The organism is Peribacillus frigoritolerans, from assembly GCF_040250305.1.
Lineage (GTDB): Bacteria > Bacillota > Bacilli > Bacillales > DSM-1321 > Peribacillus.
Genome location: NZ_CP158190.1, coordinates 5276794 through 5291496 on the forward strand (window position 1 = coordinate 5276794; position 14703 = coordinate 5291496).

19 protein-coding genes are annotated in these 14703 nt (G+C 38.0%); 1 reads left to right on the forward strand and 18 read right to left on the reverse strand.

Annotation, left to right across the window (positions count from 1 at the left end):
- Positions 1–3 precede the first annotated feature (3 nt).
- The 18 genes from ABOA58_RS26140 to ABOA58_RS26225 all read right to left on the reverse strand — a co-directional run bounded on the left by ABOA58_RS26140 (position 4) and on the right by ABOA58_RS26225 (position 14015).
- Positions 4–849: a phage tail domain-containing protein gene (locus ABOA58_RS26140; protein WP_350300591.1), complete on the reverse strand. Its 846-nt coding sequence runs from the start codon at positions 847–849 to the stop codon at positions 4–6.
- Positions 849–4466: a phage tail tape measure protein gene (locus ABOA58_RS26145; protein ID WP_350300592.1), complete on the reverse strand. Its 3618-nt coding sequence runs from the start codon at positions 4464–4466 to the stop codon at positions 849–851. The genes ABOA58_RS26140 and ABOA58_RS26145 overlap by 1 nt, the downstream gene beginning before the upstream one ends.
- Positions 4467–4500: 34 nt before the next feature.
- Entirely contained in the window at positions 4501–4647 is a 147-nt protein-coding gene (gene gpGT / locus ABOA58_RS26150; RefSeq protein WP_350300593.1) for a phage tail assembly chaperone GT, read from the reverse strand.
- A 38-nt stretch (positions 4648–4685) separates the two neighbouring features.
- Positions 4686–5048: a phage tail assembly chaperone G gene (gpG, locus tag ABOA58_RS26155; RefSeq protein WP_350300594.1), complete on the reverse strand. Its 363-nt coding sequence runs from the start codon at positions 5046–5048 to the stop codon at positions 4686–4688.
- 178 nt (positions 5049–5226) lie between these two features.
- On the reverse strand, positions 5227–5364 hold the full coding sequence (locus tag ABOA58_RS26160) for an anti-repressor SinI family protein (protein ID WP_350300595.1): 138 nt from the start codon (positions 5362–5364) through the stop codon (positions 5227–5229).
- 620 nt (positions 5365–5984) lie between these two features.
- The gene (locus tag ABOA58_RS26165; protein WP_350300596.1) at positions 5985–6167 is read right to left on the reverse strand and encodes a hypothetical protein; all 183 of its coding nucleotides are present in this window, start codon (positions 6165–6167) and stop codon (positions 5985–5987) included.
- Positions 6168–6170: 3 nt separating this feature from the next.
- Positions 6171–6785 (reverse strand): major tail protein, encoded by a 615-nt coding sequence (locus ABOA58_RS26170; protein WP_350300597.1) that lies wholly within the window; start codon positions 6783–6785, stop codon positions 6171–6173.
- A 37-nt stretch (positions 6786–6822) separates the two neighbouring features.
- Entirely contained in the window at positions 6823–7212 is a 390-nt protein-coding gene (locus ABOA58_RS26175; protein WP_350300598.1) for a hypothetical protein, read from the reverse strand.
- Positions 7212–7604: a hypothetical protein gene (locus ABOA58_RS26180; protein WP_350300599.1), complete on the reverse strand. Its 393-nt coding sequence runs from the start codon at positions 7602–7604 to the stop codon at positions 7212–7214. Before ABOA58_RS26180 ends, ABOA58_RS26175 begins: the two co-directional genes overlap by 1 nt.
- Positions 7601–7969 (reverse strand): phage head completion protein, encoded by a 369-nt coding sequence (locus ABOA58_RS26185; protein WP_350300600.1) that lies wholly within the window; start codon positions 7967–7969, stop codon positions 7601–7603. The genes ABOA58_RS26180 and ABOA58_RS26185 overlap by 4 nt, the downstream gene beginning before the upstream one ends.
- Positions 7956–8261: a phage gp6-like head-tail connector protein gene (locus tag ABOA58_RS26190; protein ID WP_350300601.1), complete on the reverse strand. Its 306-nt coding sequence runs from the start codon at positions 8259–8261 to the stop codon at positions 7956–7958. The genes ABOA58_RS26185 and ABOA58_RS26190 overlap by 14 nt, the downstream gene beginning before the upstream one ends.
- A gap of 14 nt (positions 8262–8275) precedes the next feature.
- Entirely contained in the window at positions 8276–9433 is a 1158-nt protein-coding gene (locus ABOA58_RS26195) for a phage major capsid protein (RefSeq protein WP_350300602.1), read from the reverse strand.
- Positions 9434–9452: 19 nt separating this feature from the next.
- Positions 9453–10178: a head maturation protease, ClpP-related gene (locus ABOA58_RS26200; protein ID WP_350300603.1), complete on the reverse strand. Its 726-nt coding sequence runs from the start codon at positions 10176–10178 to the stop codon at positions 9453–9455.
- On the reverse strand, positions 10175–11314 hold the full coding sequence (locus tag ABOA58_RS26205; RefSeq protein WP_350300604.1) for a phage portal protein: 1140 nt from the start codon (positions 11312–11314) through the stop codon (positions 10175–10177). Before ABOA58_RS26205 ends, ABOA58_RS26200 begins: the two co-directional genes overlap by 4 nt.
- A gap of 19 nt (positions 11315–11333) precedes the next feature.
- Positions 11334–13049: a terminase large subunit domain-containing protein gene (locus tag ABOA58_RS26210; protein ID WP_350300605.1), complete on the reverse strand. Its 1716-nt coding sequence runs from the start codon at positions 13047–13049 to the stop codon at positions 11334–11336.
- Positions 13046–13378: a hypothetical protein gene (locus ABOA58_RS26215; RefSeq protein WP_350300606.1), complete on the reverse strand. Its 333-nt coding sequence runs from the start codon at positions 13376–13378 to the stop codon at positions 13046–13048. The genes ABOA58_RS26210 and ABOA58_RS26215 overlap by 4 nt, the downstream gene beginning before the upstream one ends.
- A gap of 123 nt (positions 13379–13501) precedes the next feature.
- Positions 13502–13831 carry an HNH endonuclease gene (locus tag ABOA58_RS26220; RefSeq protein ID WP_350300607.1) on the reverse strand — a complete coding sequence of 110 codons (330 nt, stop codon included), beginning with the start codon at positions 13829–13831 and terminating at the stop codon, positions 13502–13504.
- A complete protein-coding gene (locus ABOA58_RS26225) occupies positions 13818–14015 on the reverse strand; it encodes a hypothetical protein (RefSeq protein WP_350300608.1) in 198 nt (65 codons plus the stop codon). The genes ABOA58_RS26220 and ABOA58_RS26225 overlap by 14 nt, the downstream gene beginning before the upstream one ends.
- A 190-nt stretch (positions 14016–14205) precedes the next feature.
- Between ABOA58_RS26225 and ABOA58_RS26230 the strand changes: the two genes are divergently transcribed.
- Positions 14206–14640, forward strand: coding sequence for a hypothetical protein (locus ABOA58_RS26230; protein WP_350300609.1), 435 nt, complete (start codon positions 14206–14208; stop codon positions 14638–14640).
- Positions 14641–14703 lie beyond the last annotated feature (63 nt).

Consider the following 14703-nt stretch of genomic DNA (forward strand, 5'->3'; position numbering starts at 1 on the left):
CACCTACTTATAATAAAACCTTGTGTTAAATTTGATGCTTTTCTGACTAGCTCCGGATACTTCCATGAGATTGTAGCCAGGGAGTAGTGAAGGAAAACGCCCTGTTGTCTTTGCGATTTTCCCATTCACAGTGATGTATTGGCGAAAAATAACGACCTGCGCATTTGTTAAAGTCTCATTGATGATTAAATACTCCCCAGTATTTCTGTTGCTGATCTTCACATCTTTTCCTGTAAGGGTCAATTCCACCTCAAAGTCATGTTCCGTGGTGTATAAACGAATATCTCCCCCGTTATAAACCCTGAATTGATAAGGGATTTGGGCATTACTATCCTCGAAAAGATAGACAAGATCTTCGTTAGGAATGTTCATTCCAATGCCAAATCGCTCCTTGCTTAAATTGTAAGCAGACTCAGTATTATATTTGGACTCCGCCACACCAGAAAGACATGTGAACTCAACTTGAAATTCCTTATGGTTGTATCGCTCTTCCTTTTCAATCGAAAAATTTCCATCACATGTGACTAACCATCTTTTATATGGCTCAAATGTATTGGAAATATAATAAGGTTCATCTCTTACCAATAATCTATAAACTTCACTTCTCCACAAATAAAATTGTTGAGGGATTACTGATTTTATAAGCAGTTTTACAGGTATTGCCCTTTCCTTGTAGACTACTTTTTTATGGTTTGTTTGGACTAATCCACTTTTGCCTGGTATGGACTGGACATCCCTTTCGACGATGGGTGCAGGTGGGCTAATTGATAGGAGATTTACTTTTGGTAATAACTCACTCAATTTCTGTTCACCGTTTCCATAATCGATTATCAAGTCATACTCTCCCATCACCTAACCCCCATGTTAAAAGATTTACTTTTTAATACATTCGTACTGCGATTATCAAGCACCCGTCCGACCTGGTCTTTGCCAAGATAAATGTCTCCTGTTTTTTCCGAAATAATCCTCAATAAATTAGCTATCTCTTTAGAAAGAATTTCATTTTGCCGTAATGTCGCATTTAATAATTGGCTCATGACTGAATCGTTGCTACTACCTCCACGTACATTCGGCAATTGATTAGGTCGCTTATTTCCACTGTCAATTTTCTTTCCTGCTAAAGCCAATAGCTTCATCGCGTCTGTTCGCTTACTCGGATCAGTAGGGATAACAAACTCTGGCCATCCACCCTCTGCTAATTCATACATGCCAGCATTATTAATCAACCCGCCTGTTTCATATCCATGGCCATGACCCACATATTTAAGCATGCTTGAGCCATAACGTGATTTAGCGTAGTTCATACCTGCAAGCAAGCTGTCTAAGCCGTTCATTTGGTTCTTGTGACCTGGGAATGCATAGGCCCTAAATGTTGGTGGGATTACCTGGACGAGTCCACGAGCCAAATTTCCAGAGTAATAATTGACATCTTTTACAGCTGTTGATTGGATAGCTTTTTCATTACCGCCCGATTCAGACTTGATTTGCCTTAACCATGCGTTAATATAAGCTTCAGTTACAGGAAGACCGTTCATTCCTAAAGCCTTCATGACAGTTCCACGCCATCTTTCAACTCCACTGCCAACAGGTGCCGCACTTCCACCTGAACCTATCAAATCCTCCATTTTATTCTTAACAATACCTGTGGATTTATCTTTGAGAAAATCCAATGTTCCACTTCCGAGTTTTCCTAACGCACCACTAAACCCAGAAAAGAAAACACCAAACTTTTCAAATACTTTTCCCATAAGCTTTTTAGGGTCAGATATATAACTCCATACATCAAGTCCTATATCTTTTACTTTGGAAACTGTTTGGCTTAGGATATTCCCTTTTGAGCCTTCCCCTTTCACACCTTTTTTATAGGCAGGCAATCCTGCTTTTAAAAGCTGTTTACTTTGCTGGTAAGGTAAAACCTCTGTCCCTCTAGGAATGTTCATTAATGTGGCTCTTCCTGGTGATAATCCCACAAAACCATCTGGTGTTCGGAAAAGTTCTGGACCTAAACCATCACCTAAAATGGCTGGACCTCCAGGATGGAACGGAGTCCCTTTTGCGTATTTTGCAGGGCCACCTCTTTTGTTTACACCGCTTGATGATCCACCACCAGTTGGGTTCCAATCGGGAATCTCAAAATCAATCCCTATTTTACCCATAACCCAGTTGATTCCGTCAGTTAAACTATTAACCTTTTTCGCCAAAGCTCCGGCCATACTACCTATACCATCTATTAATCCGTTGATAATAGCTTTTCCGGTACTTCTTAAATCAATATCTTTAAAGAAACCAATGATATTTTTCATGATTCCAAGGGCTGTTTTCTTAATGGCCTTCCAGGCTCCGTCCCAATCGCCACGAATTAAAGCTAGAATTGTACGGATTATTCCTAAAATTAAGGTAAGCCCATTATTGATCACTAACTTCAAGCTCGACCATGCAATTTTCACTATCCCAACTAAGATTGGCCAAAAAATTTGGAAAAGACCCTTAATTAAGCCAAAAACGACTTGTATATTGGTCCATATGAGAGAAAGATAATACTTTAATCCATCCACTATTTGTGCGCCATTTTCATCCCAAAACTTCTTGAATTCAGCTAGTTTTTGGCCTCCAAATGAAGTGATGGAAGATAGTGCTTCCATGATATACGGCTTTATAAAACCATAGACAGAAACTGCTGCTGACTTTATAGCATTCCATCCAGAAATTACTCCATTTCGAAAAGTTTCAGAACGAGTCCACAGAAGATAAAGTGATGTACCCAGCAAAGCTAAAACCCCAATGACTATTCCAACTGGCCCCGTCAATGCTACCAAACCTAACCTTAACCAGTTAAGCAATCCTCCTGCTTTTGCGATGGCCGGGAAAATTGTATTAAGTCCTGTTAGAAAACTTCCTAAGAAGCCAATGAATAACCCACCTATAAGAAGCAATGGTCCTAAACCGGCTAACAGTAAACCAAAAACAACGGTCATTTTTTGAGTAGCTGGTGTAAGATCTAGAAATTTTTGAACTAGTCCTTGTGTAAATTCTGATAGTTTTTTAATTGTAGGAGTAAGAATGGTCCCGATTTCTATGCCCGCGGATTCTAAAGATCCCTGGAGTTCGTCTAATGCCCCTTTTAAATTATCCCTCATTATAGCTGAGGCTTCTGCTGATGCTCCCCCACTGTTTTCAAGTGCTTTGGTCATCTTATCTATTTCATCCGGACCAGCTTTCATAAGAGAAAGCATTCCTGAAACTGCCTCTGTACCGACAAGGCTTGCAAGGGTTGCGGCCTTCTGTGTCTCTGTTTGACCTTCCATTGAACCGGAAAGATTCTCCACTAGTTGAGATAGTCCTACAAAATTACCCTCAGCATCCGTTATGGAGATTCCCATTGTTTCCATCATTTTGCTATTTGCTTCTGATGGATTTAAGAGTGCAAGTAAGGCACCTCGCAAAGTGGTTCCTGCCTGTTCGCCTTCCATACCAGCATTGGTAAGAATACCAATAGAACCAGATAACTCCTCCAAACTGATGCCCAGTGCTGCCGCGGGTGGACCGGCGTACTTCAGAGCATATTGCATATCTGTGAGATCAGCTGCAGATTGATTGGCGGTTTGTGCTAAAATATCCGCAACCTTACTTGCTTCTGAGGCTTCCAATCCGAATATATTTAATGAAGAAGCCATGACATCCGCAGTTTGAGCCATATCGGAACCCGATGCTTCGGCTGCACTAATTACACCAGGCATAGAACCTAATATTTCCTCCACAGTGAAACCCATTGCAGCCAAACTTTCTTGACCGGCCGCGACTTCACTTGCAGATTTACTTGTGGAGGCACCTAGTTCTAACGCAGCATCTTTAAGTTTTATTACTTCCTCTGCAGTTGCTCCTGAAATTGCAGCTACTTTGGACATTTGCGCTTCAAATTCTTTAGCTGTATTAAGGGCTGCTACTCCCAGACCAGCAATAGGTGCTGTAATATACAAAGACATAGATTTACCAAGGTCCTTCAATCCACTTCCAATACTAGTTAATTTTGATCCTGCTTTCTCTGCAGAATCACCAAACTTTGTCCATCCACTACTTGCGATACGTTGTTCTTCTTGTAAATCTTTTAGTTCGCCGGTTGTGCGTTCGATATTACGTTGCAAACTTTGTAACGCTGCTGATTGGTGATTATAAGATTTCGCTGCTTTATCTGCTTCCTTACTGCCTTCACCAAATTCCTCTACAGCTTTTCTATAAGCCACTTGTGCTTTTTCTGTTATTCTTCTTTGTAATTCAATTTTTTTATTTAAGCCATCGAGTGTTGTTTGGTACTTTACCACTGATTTGTCCGCACGATCGAACACTGAGAGATTGGCTTTCATCTCAGAAGAAACTAATTTCATTTTTGAACGTAAATCTGTAAGACCACTATTTAGATTAAGAGTGTCTAAATCTAGCCCTATTGACAATCCTTCAATTTTCTCCATTAATCACCCTCCCTTCACATGCCAAAAAAAAGCCCTATCCTCCGAATGCGGCAATTAGGGACTTTTCCTGTCTTGGCTTATTTTGTTCGCTGAGGATTTCAATTAGAAAGTGAAATGGCATGCTTAACACTTCATTGATGTCCTTCCCATTTTTCACATTTTCAAGGATGACCTTGTCCATATATTCCTTTTGTTTGGCTGGAGAAAAGTCCTCATCCTTTAACCTTTCTTCGCCAAAAACTTTTTTGTTTCATCGGTCTGACGTCCTTGAGCCACAAAGATAATTTGTTCTTGAAGTGTTTGAATAGCATCAGGTGCATGCAGACCATTAAATAGATCTTCTTTTGTAAATTGTTTGTTATAAATCTTGTTGGCTACAAATTCCAGTAGTTTATCGATCATTTCCTTTTCAGATGACGCATTTTTTTCTTTTTCACTCTTCTCCATTTCTTGTGTAAGATCCACAGCCTCATATACTACTGAAAAAGGGATAAATATTGGAGTTAGGTGTTTTTCTGTGACGATTTCCCCTTCTTTTACTTCTTTCACCAATTCGATCATGTTACGTTTTAAATTAGCCATTCTAAAACATCTCCTTTTCTTATAGGCTTTGTTAAAGATTATCGTTGATTTTTGAACAAATAAAAGAAGACCACCTACTATAAGTGGTTTTCTTAAGTGCACTTTTAATGAACTAACGATTTATTTAGAGTTGACACAAATTGTGCAATAAGTTAGAGGGATGGAATAAAAAAAGACCTTATTCAGGTCCCGCAGATTGCGAACGATTTAAGAATTCTCTAATTTCATCAATAGATATACCTAACTCTCGGGCATATAATATCAATTCTGCCCATTCCTTATCTAAGCCTTTTTCGATAAATAAAGAATTTGACATGTTCACTCTCCTGATTTTAGAAGTTCCCATCTCCCGATAGGATTTACCTGGAATTATTGTCTGATATTAAAATTACATATCCTCCCTCTTCTATTTCTTTAAAACCACGTTTAAACATACAATAAAAATATTAAGTGATAAATAATAATATAATAACTCAAGAAAAATAAGATAAATTATAGTAATTAATAATTAACGAAGGTAGTATCTAACTTAAAATATAGAGTGAACTTTTTTGCAACAAATAGGGTTCATATTTATTCTATATTTCAATCTACATTAAACAACATAAACTGACATCATTAAACACAATATATTTCGCTTTCCTATTTTACATAATACTGATTATTAACATAACAGTTAAAAATCACCGATTAAAATAATAATTTATTTTGATATGAATAGACGGTTCTGCAGATTTCAATCAAGTGGTTTATTTTTCCAGATCATAGCTTTCATTGTTGTAGCTTTTTCCTTTGCAACTAAAAGGGATTTACTTCAATAACAGGGTTCCTGCGGCATCATTTTTTTATGGAACTATTCTGCCCCGTTAGTTCATCAAGAAAATCAACAACTTAACAGAGCCTTCTACTAAAAAAGAGCAGGCATTTTTCCCACTCTTAGATTTCTTTGATGACTGGTTTTCCCATCTTATTATCAGAGGACAATAATTCCTCTAATCGCTCTTCCTCAACCTTTTTATTACCCGGTTTAGGAAATGAATCCCCTTTACGATATATCTTACCCTTGTCCTGAAGGTCTTTAAAATCAACTGTGGCTTGATATTTCTTTTTTTCACTCATTTATTACACCCCCGCCGGTGCGCCAGTACCAGGATAAGCTTTTCCAAAGATAGCTTGGAAGAGGGCATCACGGCTTGTAGTTTCGCCTTTTTTATCCATACCGAAAAGTACAGATTTAGGATCTTCAAACCCTTCCACATCCCTGTCCATGAATTCTGCAGTAACTTCTTCATTTTGAAACTCTACGCTATCTTCTTTCGTTTTACTAGAAATGTTAGGACGCATAAAAATCCCTTTCGGTAGGCCTACCCATTCCGTTGATCCATCTTGATATGTTTTGGCAAATACACAGGCTACATATGGAGGGAAATCGTTTGGACCGTATGAATATAGACCATCCACAGTTGATTCCAATCCAAACAATACTTTCTTATCCTCAACTGGCACTTTGTGAAAGGCTGATGTAACACTGATATTTCCGTTTGATACTGCAATTTCAGCTGTTGTATTATCACCGTAAGCCCTAACTGCTTCTTGTGGCATTTCAATCGTTATTTCTTGAAGGAACTTCACTCGCTCAGGTTCCATTGAAGTTATCTCAATGCCTGTTTCAGTCAATGTCGCATAATGAAATTCGTCAACCCCGGTTGTTGCTCTGTAATTTTTTTCTACTGCCATTCCTAATCACTCCTTTTATGATATAAAAAAAGACACATTATAAAGTGTCTAAGTCTTCTCTGTATAATTTTCCTCGGTACCTTCTGGCATCGCGGTAAATACCTGTATCTTCATCCCATTCATCCACACCTGGACGTTGATGAAAACCAAATTCCCACATGACTTTACTGATCTGTTCAGATAATTCTCTTGTCGCGGTTCTATTCTTTGACCACACTTCAATTTGATAAAGGCAGTCATATGTCAGCCAGGTATCATCTGCGAAGTCTTTAGGAAGAGGGACATCTAATGGATCTATGATGATATTTGGAGCCATTGTCACGCTGCTGGTTTCAGGAAAATCATAAAATTTAATCCTTCCTGCTGCCTTCTCCATAATAAATGGGTCAGCAATTAGTTGGTTATATACCATCCCTAATACATCCATTAAATCCCCTCCTTTATCACCCTTTTTATGGTGTCACGATATTCCTTCTCGGCATTTCTCATAGCCCTGGCTATTGCTCCCTTACCTTGTGGATTGGGATTCTTCACTGTGCCAAATTCATTCAAGTGGATAATCCTGTATCGATCTTTAGGGCCTTTCCAATGAATCTTTATAGTACGGGAACCATTCACCCACATTGGTTCGGAAATAGTCATTTCATCGATTGTCGCACCTGTATCCTTGAAGGATTCAAACTGACTCTTTAGTTCCCTGACAAAAACCTCGGCTCCTTTTTTTAGAGCCATATCGCTTAATTGCTGCACCTTCAATTGTCCGTAACGTTTTTCTATTTCAGCAATCAATTTCTTTTCTCCTGAAATTTTCACACTCATTCTTTTATCCCTGCCACAATCGTGATAAATCCTTTGTTCTGTAAGTCAGGTTGAACGTGTTTAACGTTATACCGCTTGTCGCGGTATTCAAGAGCATCGATAGAAAGATAATGCTTATTATTAGGGATATAATCTGCTTGCGGATCTCGTATCGTAATGGTGATATCAGATAGGGTTCCATTTGCTTTAGCAATCTCCAAATCTTTCATCCAAACATTATCAATCTTGGCCCATGCCTGATAGAGAATTTCTTTTTCAGACTCACCAGGTTCAGGTCCTTCATTTGCTACATACTTATAAAAATATATGGGTGTGCGTAAATCCCCTGTATTAACCCTTGGTGGTTTATATTTAAATGGTTGCATCTGTATCACTCTCCGGTATCAAAGAAATCCCTAAGCTTGTTATCTGACTTAAGAAATTGTCATCAAAATACTCAAGAGCATCATTGTAAGCATAACGGGTACGTTCAAATACAAGTTCCTTCGCTCTTTTATCAGTATCCTTTTCACCATTAATATCAAACTCTCCACAACTGCTTTTTATCGCAGAAATAGAAAAGGACAACAATCTTTTTAAATTGTCGTCCTCACTCGAATGGGAAATATGCATGCGCTCTTTAAACTCTTCCAATAGGTCAGATGTTACAACCTCCATTTACCTCACTCCAATCAAACGCCAGCTGGTGCAGGTGCAAACGAAATATCCAGATCATAGACCAATGCAGCTTTATTATCCTTTGGTTTACCATTCGCAAATTGCTTGATTGTGTAGAGCATAGCATCCTCGATTGCCAGTGTCTGATCAAATTTATTTGCTTTGTAACCCCCGGCAACAGCAGCTAGATATTGACCTTTCACAAAGAATAAAGTTTGGCCAACCGGAATTTCTTCTGACTCTACAACTTGAATGTTATAAGGTAAAGCTGTAACCCATTGACCATTTGCTGTCTGGATGGTGTTTCTAGCTTCAACACTAATTGCATCGATAGGATTTACTACCATTACAATCTTGTTGAGCACCTTACGCGCCTTGCCTTCCTCATTTGTTGATAATGCTTTAATGACATCATGCAATTCACCTGCAATGATCTCTCCATACTGAGAAGGAGCAAATGTCAAAGTGCCAGAAGTAGTTTTAGTTGTCACCGCCCCATTCTCAGCAACATCTTTCATTATGCCAACAGGTTCATTTTGAGAAGGTCCTCGGCCGTTTACTAAACCGTATTCAAGGCCAACAGAGTAAGATTCCACTAACAGGTTACGGACGTAACGCTCAACCCACTCTGGTCCAAGTTCAAGCATATCCTTTGGAATGACGGCAAAGGCAGTAAGTTTCAGTTGGCCGATTTGTTCTTCACTGAAGGCGGCACTGACTTGTCCTTTAATTTCTCCAAACAATTTACCCCACGCATAGGCTTTTGTTGGGTCAGACGTGATAAAGCGTGTGACAGCTCCTAAGTCCTGCAGGCCGATTGCATCCAATAAAGGATGTTCTTGCACCAAGTCTTCAAAAATTCTTTCTTGAGTCGTTACAGGAAGGATTGATTCCTCAGCAAAGCCTTCACTAGAAATAACCTCATTGAAGAATTTTCTTTCTTCTGATGTAAGGACGTTTTGGCCGCGGGCGGTAAGAATCTGAGCATCCATTTGTTGCGTGCGTACCTGAGTAGTGATTTTTTCGGTCAAGTCTTCAGCAAGCGCAGATTGCATTTCATCCCATGCCAAAGCAAGCTTTTCCGCATCTTGCTCTTCTGCTTTCACCAAGTTCATGTAAGCTGCTTTCTTTGCTTCAAAGTTCTCCATTTTACCTTTTAATTTCATAGTCATTCTGGTTTCCTCCCTTTAATTAAAAAATGAACCCTTTACGTTTTGTCTTAACTGGCTCGCGCTCAGATGGGACAGGGGGAAAAGGTTCATTGTTTTGGTTATTATTTTGTTTTAAATTGTTGGTAACTGCATTAATGATATCTTGTAATTGTTCGTCAGTAATGACTTCTTTTGAATCATCTTTAGGTTCATATTCCACTTTGTCAGCGAAACCATCCTTAACAGCTTGTTCAGCCGTCATCCAAGTTTCAGCCTCGATCAGCTTTGCAATTTCCTCACGACTCTTTTCCGTCTTCTGTTGATAGATGGATATGATTGATTCGTCGTAAGTCTCAAGAGCATTAAGAGTTTTCTTGATATCTTGTTTAGTTCCATATGCTAAGGTTGCCGCTTCATGAATCATCATTCTAGATCCTGTACGCATGATCACTTCATCCGCACCCATAGCGATAATTGATGCGGCAGATGCAGCCAACGATGTCACTTCCACAACGATATGTTTATCTAGGTCTTTTAAGTAATTGTAAATTTCAACCCCTTGATCAGCATCGCCGCCACCGCTATTTAATTTAATTCGCACAGTTGAGGCAGTAATTTCAGCTAAAGCATTTCGAACATCTTCTGCACTTGTGGCCGTATAAAACCATCCACTTTTACCAATCACACCTGAAATAATCATTTCATGCTCTTCTCCATTGGTTTGGTTCAAAAACTTATAAGGGATTGCTTGAATTTTTTTCGTCACTTAGTCTCACCTCCTTCAACAGGACCCGCAGCCTGGTAGTTTTTCGTAATAACAAATTCATCTAATTCTGGATTGTCTGATCGTTCCTTGCCAAACAACTCCCTCACCTCGTTTCTGGTAAACGCTCCAGAGGCCACTAATTTATCAACTGCCTCGGCATTTTCTATTAAATCCCTTTCTGTTAACCCAAACACATCTATCCGGGACCCTTTTAAAAAATCTTCTTTGGTAACTAATTTTGCATTTAATTCATCCTGTATTTTCTTGACGATTGGGTTATTACAGAACCTTACATAAGCCTTAATAGATGTTTCATAATCAGATAATTCACCATGAATTAAAGCATTGGGAATACCTAACACATTGGCTACATCATCAATAACAGACCGTTTTAACTTGGTTAATTCTTCAATGGATTGCACCTTCACATCGCCTTTTGATACTTCGTTGTATTCAAAACCTTTTAGCTTAGGGACTAGAGCAATGGAATTTACCTTAAACGATTTAAATAACTTATCAATGAAATTCTGCAGTTTATTTGTGTTCTTTTCATCCAGGGCTTGACTTGAATCAATTCCAACTGTTCCCCGAATTTGATTATTCCTCATGCTGATTTCAATCATCCGACTGAACAAATCAGCATAATCATCAAACATCCCTTCCATGAATTTTGAAAGTTTCTCATTGTTATAAGTTAGATAAATAACCTCGTCCATTTGGAATGATCGTTTGAGCGTATAATCCTTAACGGTTACGTCTTTAAATTTGTCTGGATACACAGCATATTCATCCCTGACAAAATAGTCAGCTATAAGCAAATTATTGTCATCCGTCAAAACAACTAGTACTTCATTTTCATCAATCAATTTGTAGATAAAGCTTTGCCAAAAGTCCGCAGCACTTTGATCTGTGTTCGGCCTTACATTTAAAAGATAATGCCAATCATTATGCTGGCGCTTGTCCCCCTCCATAACCCGGAAGTCAGATTGGCTTATGGTACGACCGATGAAGTTGACGCAAATCTCCAAAGCCATCTTTTTTAAATATGTTCGATGGCTGGTTTCATCCATTAAATCCAAATCAAATAATGATTCTAATTCGCTATTTCTTCTTAATACGTTTCCTAACCATCCCATTTACATTTTCACCCCCTCCCTAGAAATTGAGTGCATCTAAAGCATCTAAAGCATCTGTAAAATCGTAATCCTCTAAATCTCTAGATGCCCAAACTCCATATAAAAACATCATAAAACCATCCGTTTTACGTTTGACTGGCTCTTTTTTTCGATATAACTTATTGCCCTTGTTATCAATAACAACCAATACATTATTTGTATACCAACGCATAATAGGATTTTCACCAAAAATGACTCGCTCCTCATCAAACGCAAGGTCAATTTTTGGGGATAACAAAGCACTCGCCGCATCTGGATTTCGAATGGTTTCAACTTCGAATCCTTCTGCTTCAAAAAGAGGCCGTAAAATTTCCATACGGAAACTATCTCCTATGATTTTCTTTATATTCCAGCCTTCATTACGGCGGTTAACGAACCACCCAACAACGATGTATGGATCCATTGAATCTTTATCTAGCACTTTCAATAAACCATCTTCTTCCCATTCGCGAATAGGCGCAAATTTGCGATGGTCCTTTTTGTTATTACCTTCTGCTTTTGGCGTACTATAACCGTAATGTTTATCAGCAAAAGGTTTGCAAACGAACGAATACGATAGTTCTCTTGGTATGATGTAATTATCGTTTTTCAAGAAAAGCAACCCACATGCAACAAAGTCTCGAATAGCTGCATAGTCAACAGAACCTATACATTCGCGTTTTTTCAATTCCGATAAATCATATCCTTGATTGGTAGCTTTTATTTTCTCCCATGCTGCAACTGATTTTTCTAAATCAACTTTTGGTAGATTCATACGTTTGGTAATGAAATTTTCGTATCCTGATGAATCGTTTTCGAGCTTCTTGTATTGCTTCAACACTTTCTTGAATAATGTTTTTGCATAGTTACTTAATGGCGGATGAAACTGTGGATTCGCCTTTTGCCACATGTCTGGATTATGCATTTCTTCTTCATCATCAATACAACACATGAATGGAAATAATGAATCTTCTTTTACCGAAACTTCACGCTTCAAAATACTCATAGCACGTTCTTTTAAACGATCAATAAAACCATCTCGTACAAATCCATCTGTACCAATAAAAAATTCCCGACTGTCTCGCACTTTACCGAGACCACCCGAGAATACATCTACTACATCATTGTTTTCATATTCGTGTACTTCATCATAAATAACACAACCATCGCGCAAACCATCTTTCGTGCTTGCGTTTGACGTATGGAATTGGAAGATAGCCTTTGTATCTACCGATTCAATAACAGCTTTTTGATGCTTGAAATAAGACTTCAAATCATCATTCATATCAATTGCATTGTAGACTTCTGCAAATGAAGTTTTAGCTTGTTTTTCACTGTTGGCCACAATTGACACATTATAAAATTTGATTCCGTGAAGCTCGCTAATTAGATAATTTACAAGTGCTGAAATAAAACCGTTTTTACCGGCTCCGCGTGCCATGTAAATGAAAAATTCATCGAATACTAAATCATCAGTATCCTTATAACGCAAGAAAATAAAACAAGTGATAAATGTTTGAAATGGCTCTAAATCGAAATACCACTTTTCAGCAAATTGTATAAACTGTTCAATGTGCTTACTATCGAAGTAAACGTTATCCATAGTCAGAATGTCCGCTTCAAGCCACTCGATAAGCATGATTCGCTCTTTGTTTAAAATGATGTCGCCGTTACGCCACATCGAAATATATTCTTCTACGTAGTTATAAGTAATCAAATTAAACTACCACGCTTTGGTTTGCCTTCCACAGATGATGATGCAGGGGCAGGAGTTGCCTTTAATTTAAATTTAATTGATCTTTCCAACGCGATTTTTTGAGCGTTAATTTTCATTTTCTCATTCATACTAGGATGGCTCTTTATAAATTTTTGCGAACCATTTTCGATGGTGATACTTACTCCATCACGATCAATCACTGTATCGCACTCTGCATCTAATTCATGCAGTCGAATTAAATCATTTACTTTCTTTACTTCCAGCAAATCATCAGTATCAATACGTGATAATAATTGATTTTTTAATTTTTCAAAGTCTATTCTTTCCATACTACCCCCTCCCCCCATCACCCCTAATGTGAAGGACTTATTTTTCATATATTTTTAGACAGTTGGGCCCCCTCCCGGTCCCCGTGATGAAAAATATATGCCAAAGTTTTTGACCCAGGGGTGTTACCACCTTTCATCATCCCATTTTTTCTTTTTCTGTTCACCAAACACTCGATCATGCATTTTGTTATGACAGTTCAGGCATAAGGTTTCAAGGTTATCTAATACCAATGCCAATTGCGGATAGTCCTCAATCTCATACTTATGATGAACGTTGAGCTCTACTCTCTTACGTTCACCTTCCACCTTGATTGAATCGACATGCACCTTACCTTCTCGCTTACACTGTTGGCATTCATGGTTGTCTCTATCTAACGCCTGCTGCCTTAATGATTCCCAATCACCTGACCGATAAAACTTCTTCTTCTGTGCTTCTGTCTTATACTCGGCCATTAGTCTCTATCGTGGGATTAATCTTTGAGCATTGAATGGCCTCACTGTACTCTGGACACCTATCCTTATCAATCTCATCCAGTTCATTAACTAAGGCCTCAGTATGTTTGGTAATAGCTCTAGGCTTACTTTGCAAACGACCTGTATTTATATCAACATCAATACTTACTTTACCTTTCTCCACCCCTGCTCACTCCTTATCATTCACTTTTAACAACAAATATTTTACATGCTTCATCAAGACCTTCTTTAGTATATTCTAACCTCATAAAAATTAGGAATAAATACCTATTTTCATACAATTACATATAATATTTTCTAACTTATGATACTATGGTTCTGGTATTAGAAAATTATTCAAGGAGTGTTAAAAAATGAAAAAAGTCATCAAAAAAATGTATATTGTCATGTTGATCTCAGTAATAGGGATTACTGGGCTATTTACATTTACACCAAGTGCATCAGCAGCATCGGGTTGTAATGATACTTCTTCAGGTTCAGGGTATAATAAAACTTTTAAAGTATGTGGGACTGATTCCGGTGACAATGTAATTGGATCAATTAAAGGATCTGGAAATATGACTTATGGTAAGAATTATTGGAAAATGGATTTGCAAAGAAATGTAAATGGAAGCTATCAAACAATTGGAACTCGGACTGGTTACATAGATTGGTTTAGCCCTTCAAGTAGAACATTTACAAATGTATCGAAAAAAAATGCTAAAACTAGAATAAAGGTAACTTTTTATGATGATTCGTCTTATTCATATGCAAATGGTACTGTTTATTCAGGATACTGGTATAGATAACATTAACTGAATAGCCATCACAAACACAAAAAAGCACTGACTCAAAGGTTAGTGCTTTTTCTA

What these genes read in the sequence shown, in the direction of transcription:
- ABOA58_RS26175 (WP_350300598.1), bottom strand. Translation starts at nt 7,212, where the DNA reads ATGGATGTATTAGGGATGGTATATAACCAACTAATTGCTGACCCATTT.
- ABOA58_RS26195 (WP_350300602.1), bottom strand. Translation starts at nt 9,433, where the DNA reads ATGACTATGAAATTAAAAGGTAAAATGGAGAACTTTGAAGCAAAGAAA.
- gpG (WP_350300594.1), bottom strand. Translation starts at nt 5,048, where the DNA reads ATGGCTAATTTAAAACGTAACATGATCGAATTGGTGAAAGAAGTAAAA.
- ABOA58_RS26230 (WP_350300609.1), top strand. Translation starts at nt 14,206, where the DNA reads ATGAAAAAAGTCATCAAAAAAATGTATATTGTCATGTTGATCTCAGTA.
- ABOA58_RS26170 (WP_350300597.1), bottom strand. Translation starts at nt 6,785, where the DNA reads ATGGCAGTAGAAAAAAATTACAGAGCAACAACCGGGGTTGACGAATTT.
- ABOA58_RS26215 (WP_350300606.1), bottom strand. Translation starts at nt 13,378, where the DNA reads ATGGAAAGAATAGACTTTGAAAAATTAAAAAATCAATTATTATCACGT.
- ABOA58_RS26180 (WP_350300599.1), bottom strand. Translation starts at nt 7,604, where the DNA reads ATGAGTGTGAAAATTTCAGGAGAAAAGAAATTGATTGCTGAAATAGAA.
- ABOA58_RS26190 (WP_350300601.1), bottom strand. Translation starts at nt 8,261, where the DNA reads ATGGAGGTTGTAACATCTGACCTATTGGAAGAGTTTAAAGAGCGCATG.
- ABOA58_RS26145 (WP_350300592.1), bottom strand. Translation starts at nt 4,466, where the DNA reads ATGGAGAAAATTGAAGGATTGTCAATAGGGCTAGATTTAGACACTCTT.
- ABOA58_RS26185 (WP_350300600.1), bottom strand. Translation starts at nt 7,969, where the DNA reads ATGCAACCATTTAAATATAAACCACCAAGGGTTAATACAGGGGATTTA.
- ABOA58_RS26165 (WP_350300596.1), bottom strand. Translation starts at nt 6,167, where the DNA reads ATGAGTGAAAAAAAGAAATATCAAGCCACAGTTGATTTTAAAGACCTT.
- ABOA58_RS26205 (WP_350300604.1), bottom strand. Translation starts at nt 11,314, where the DNA reads ATGGGATGGTTAGGAAACGTATTAAGAAGAAATAGCGAATTAGAATCA.
- ABOA58_RS26220 (WP_350300607.1), bottom strand. Translation starts at nt 13,831, where the DNA reads ATGGCCGAGTATAAGACAGAAGCACAGAAGAAGAAGTTTTATCGGTCA.
- ABOA58_RS26140 (WP_350300591.1), bottom strand. Translation starts at nt 849, where the DNA reads ATGGGAGAGTATGACTTGATAATCGATTATGGAAACGGTGAACAGAAA.
- gpGT (WP_350300593.1), bottom strand. Translation starts at nt 4,647, where the DNA reads ATGGACAAGGTCATCCTTGAAAATGTGAAAAATGGGAAGGACATCAAT.
- ABOA58_RS26160 (WP_350300595.1), bottom strand. Translation starts at nt 5,364, where the DNA reads ATGTCAAATTCTTTATTTATCGAAAAAGGCTTAGATAAGGAATGGGCA.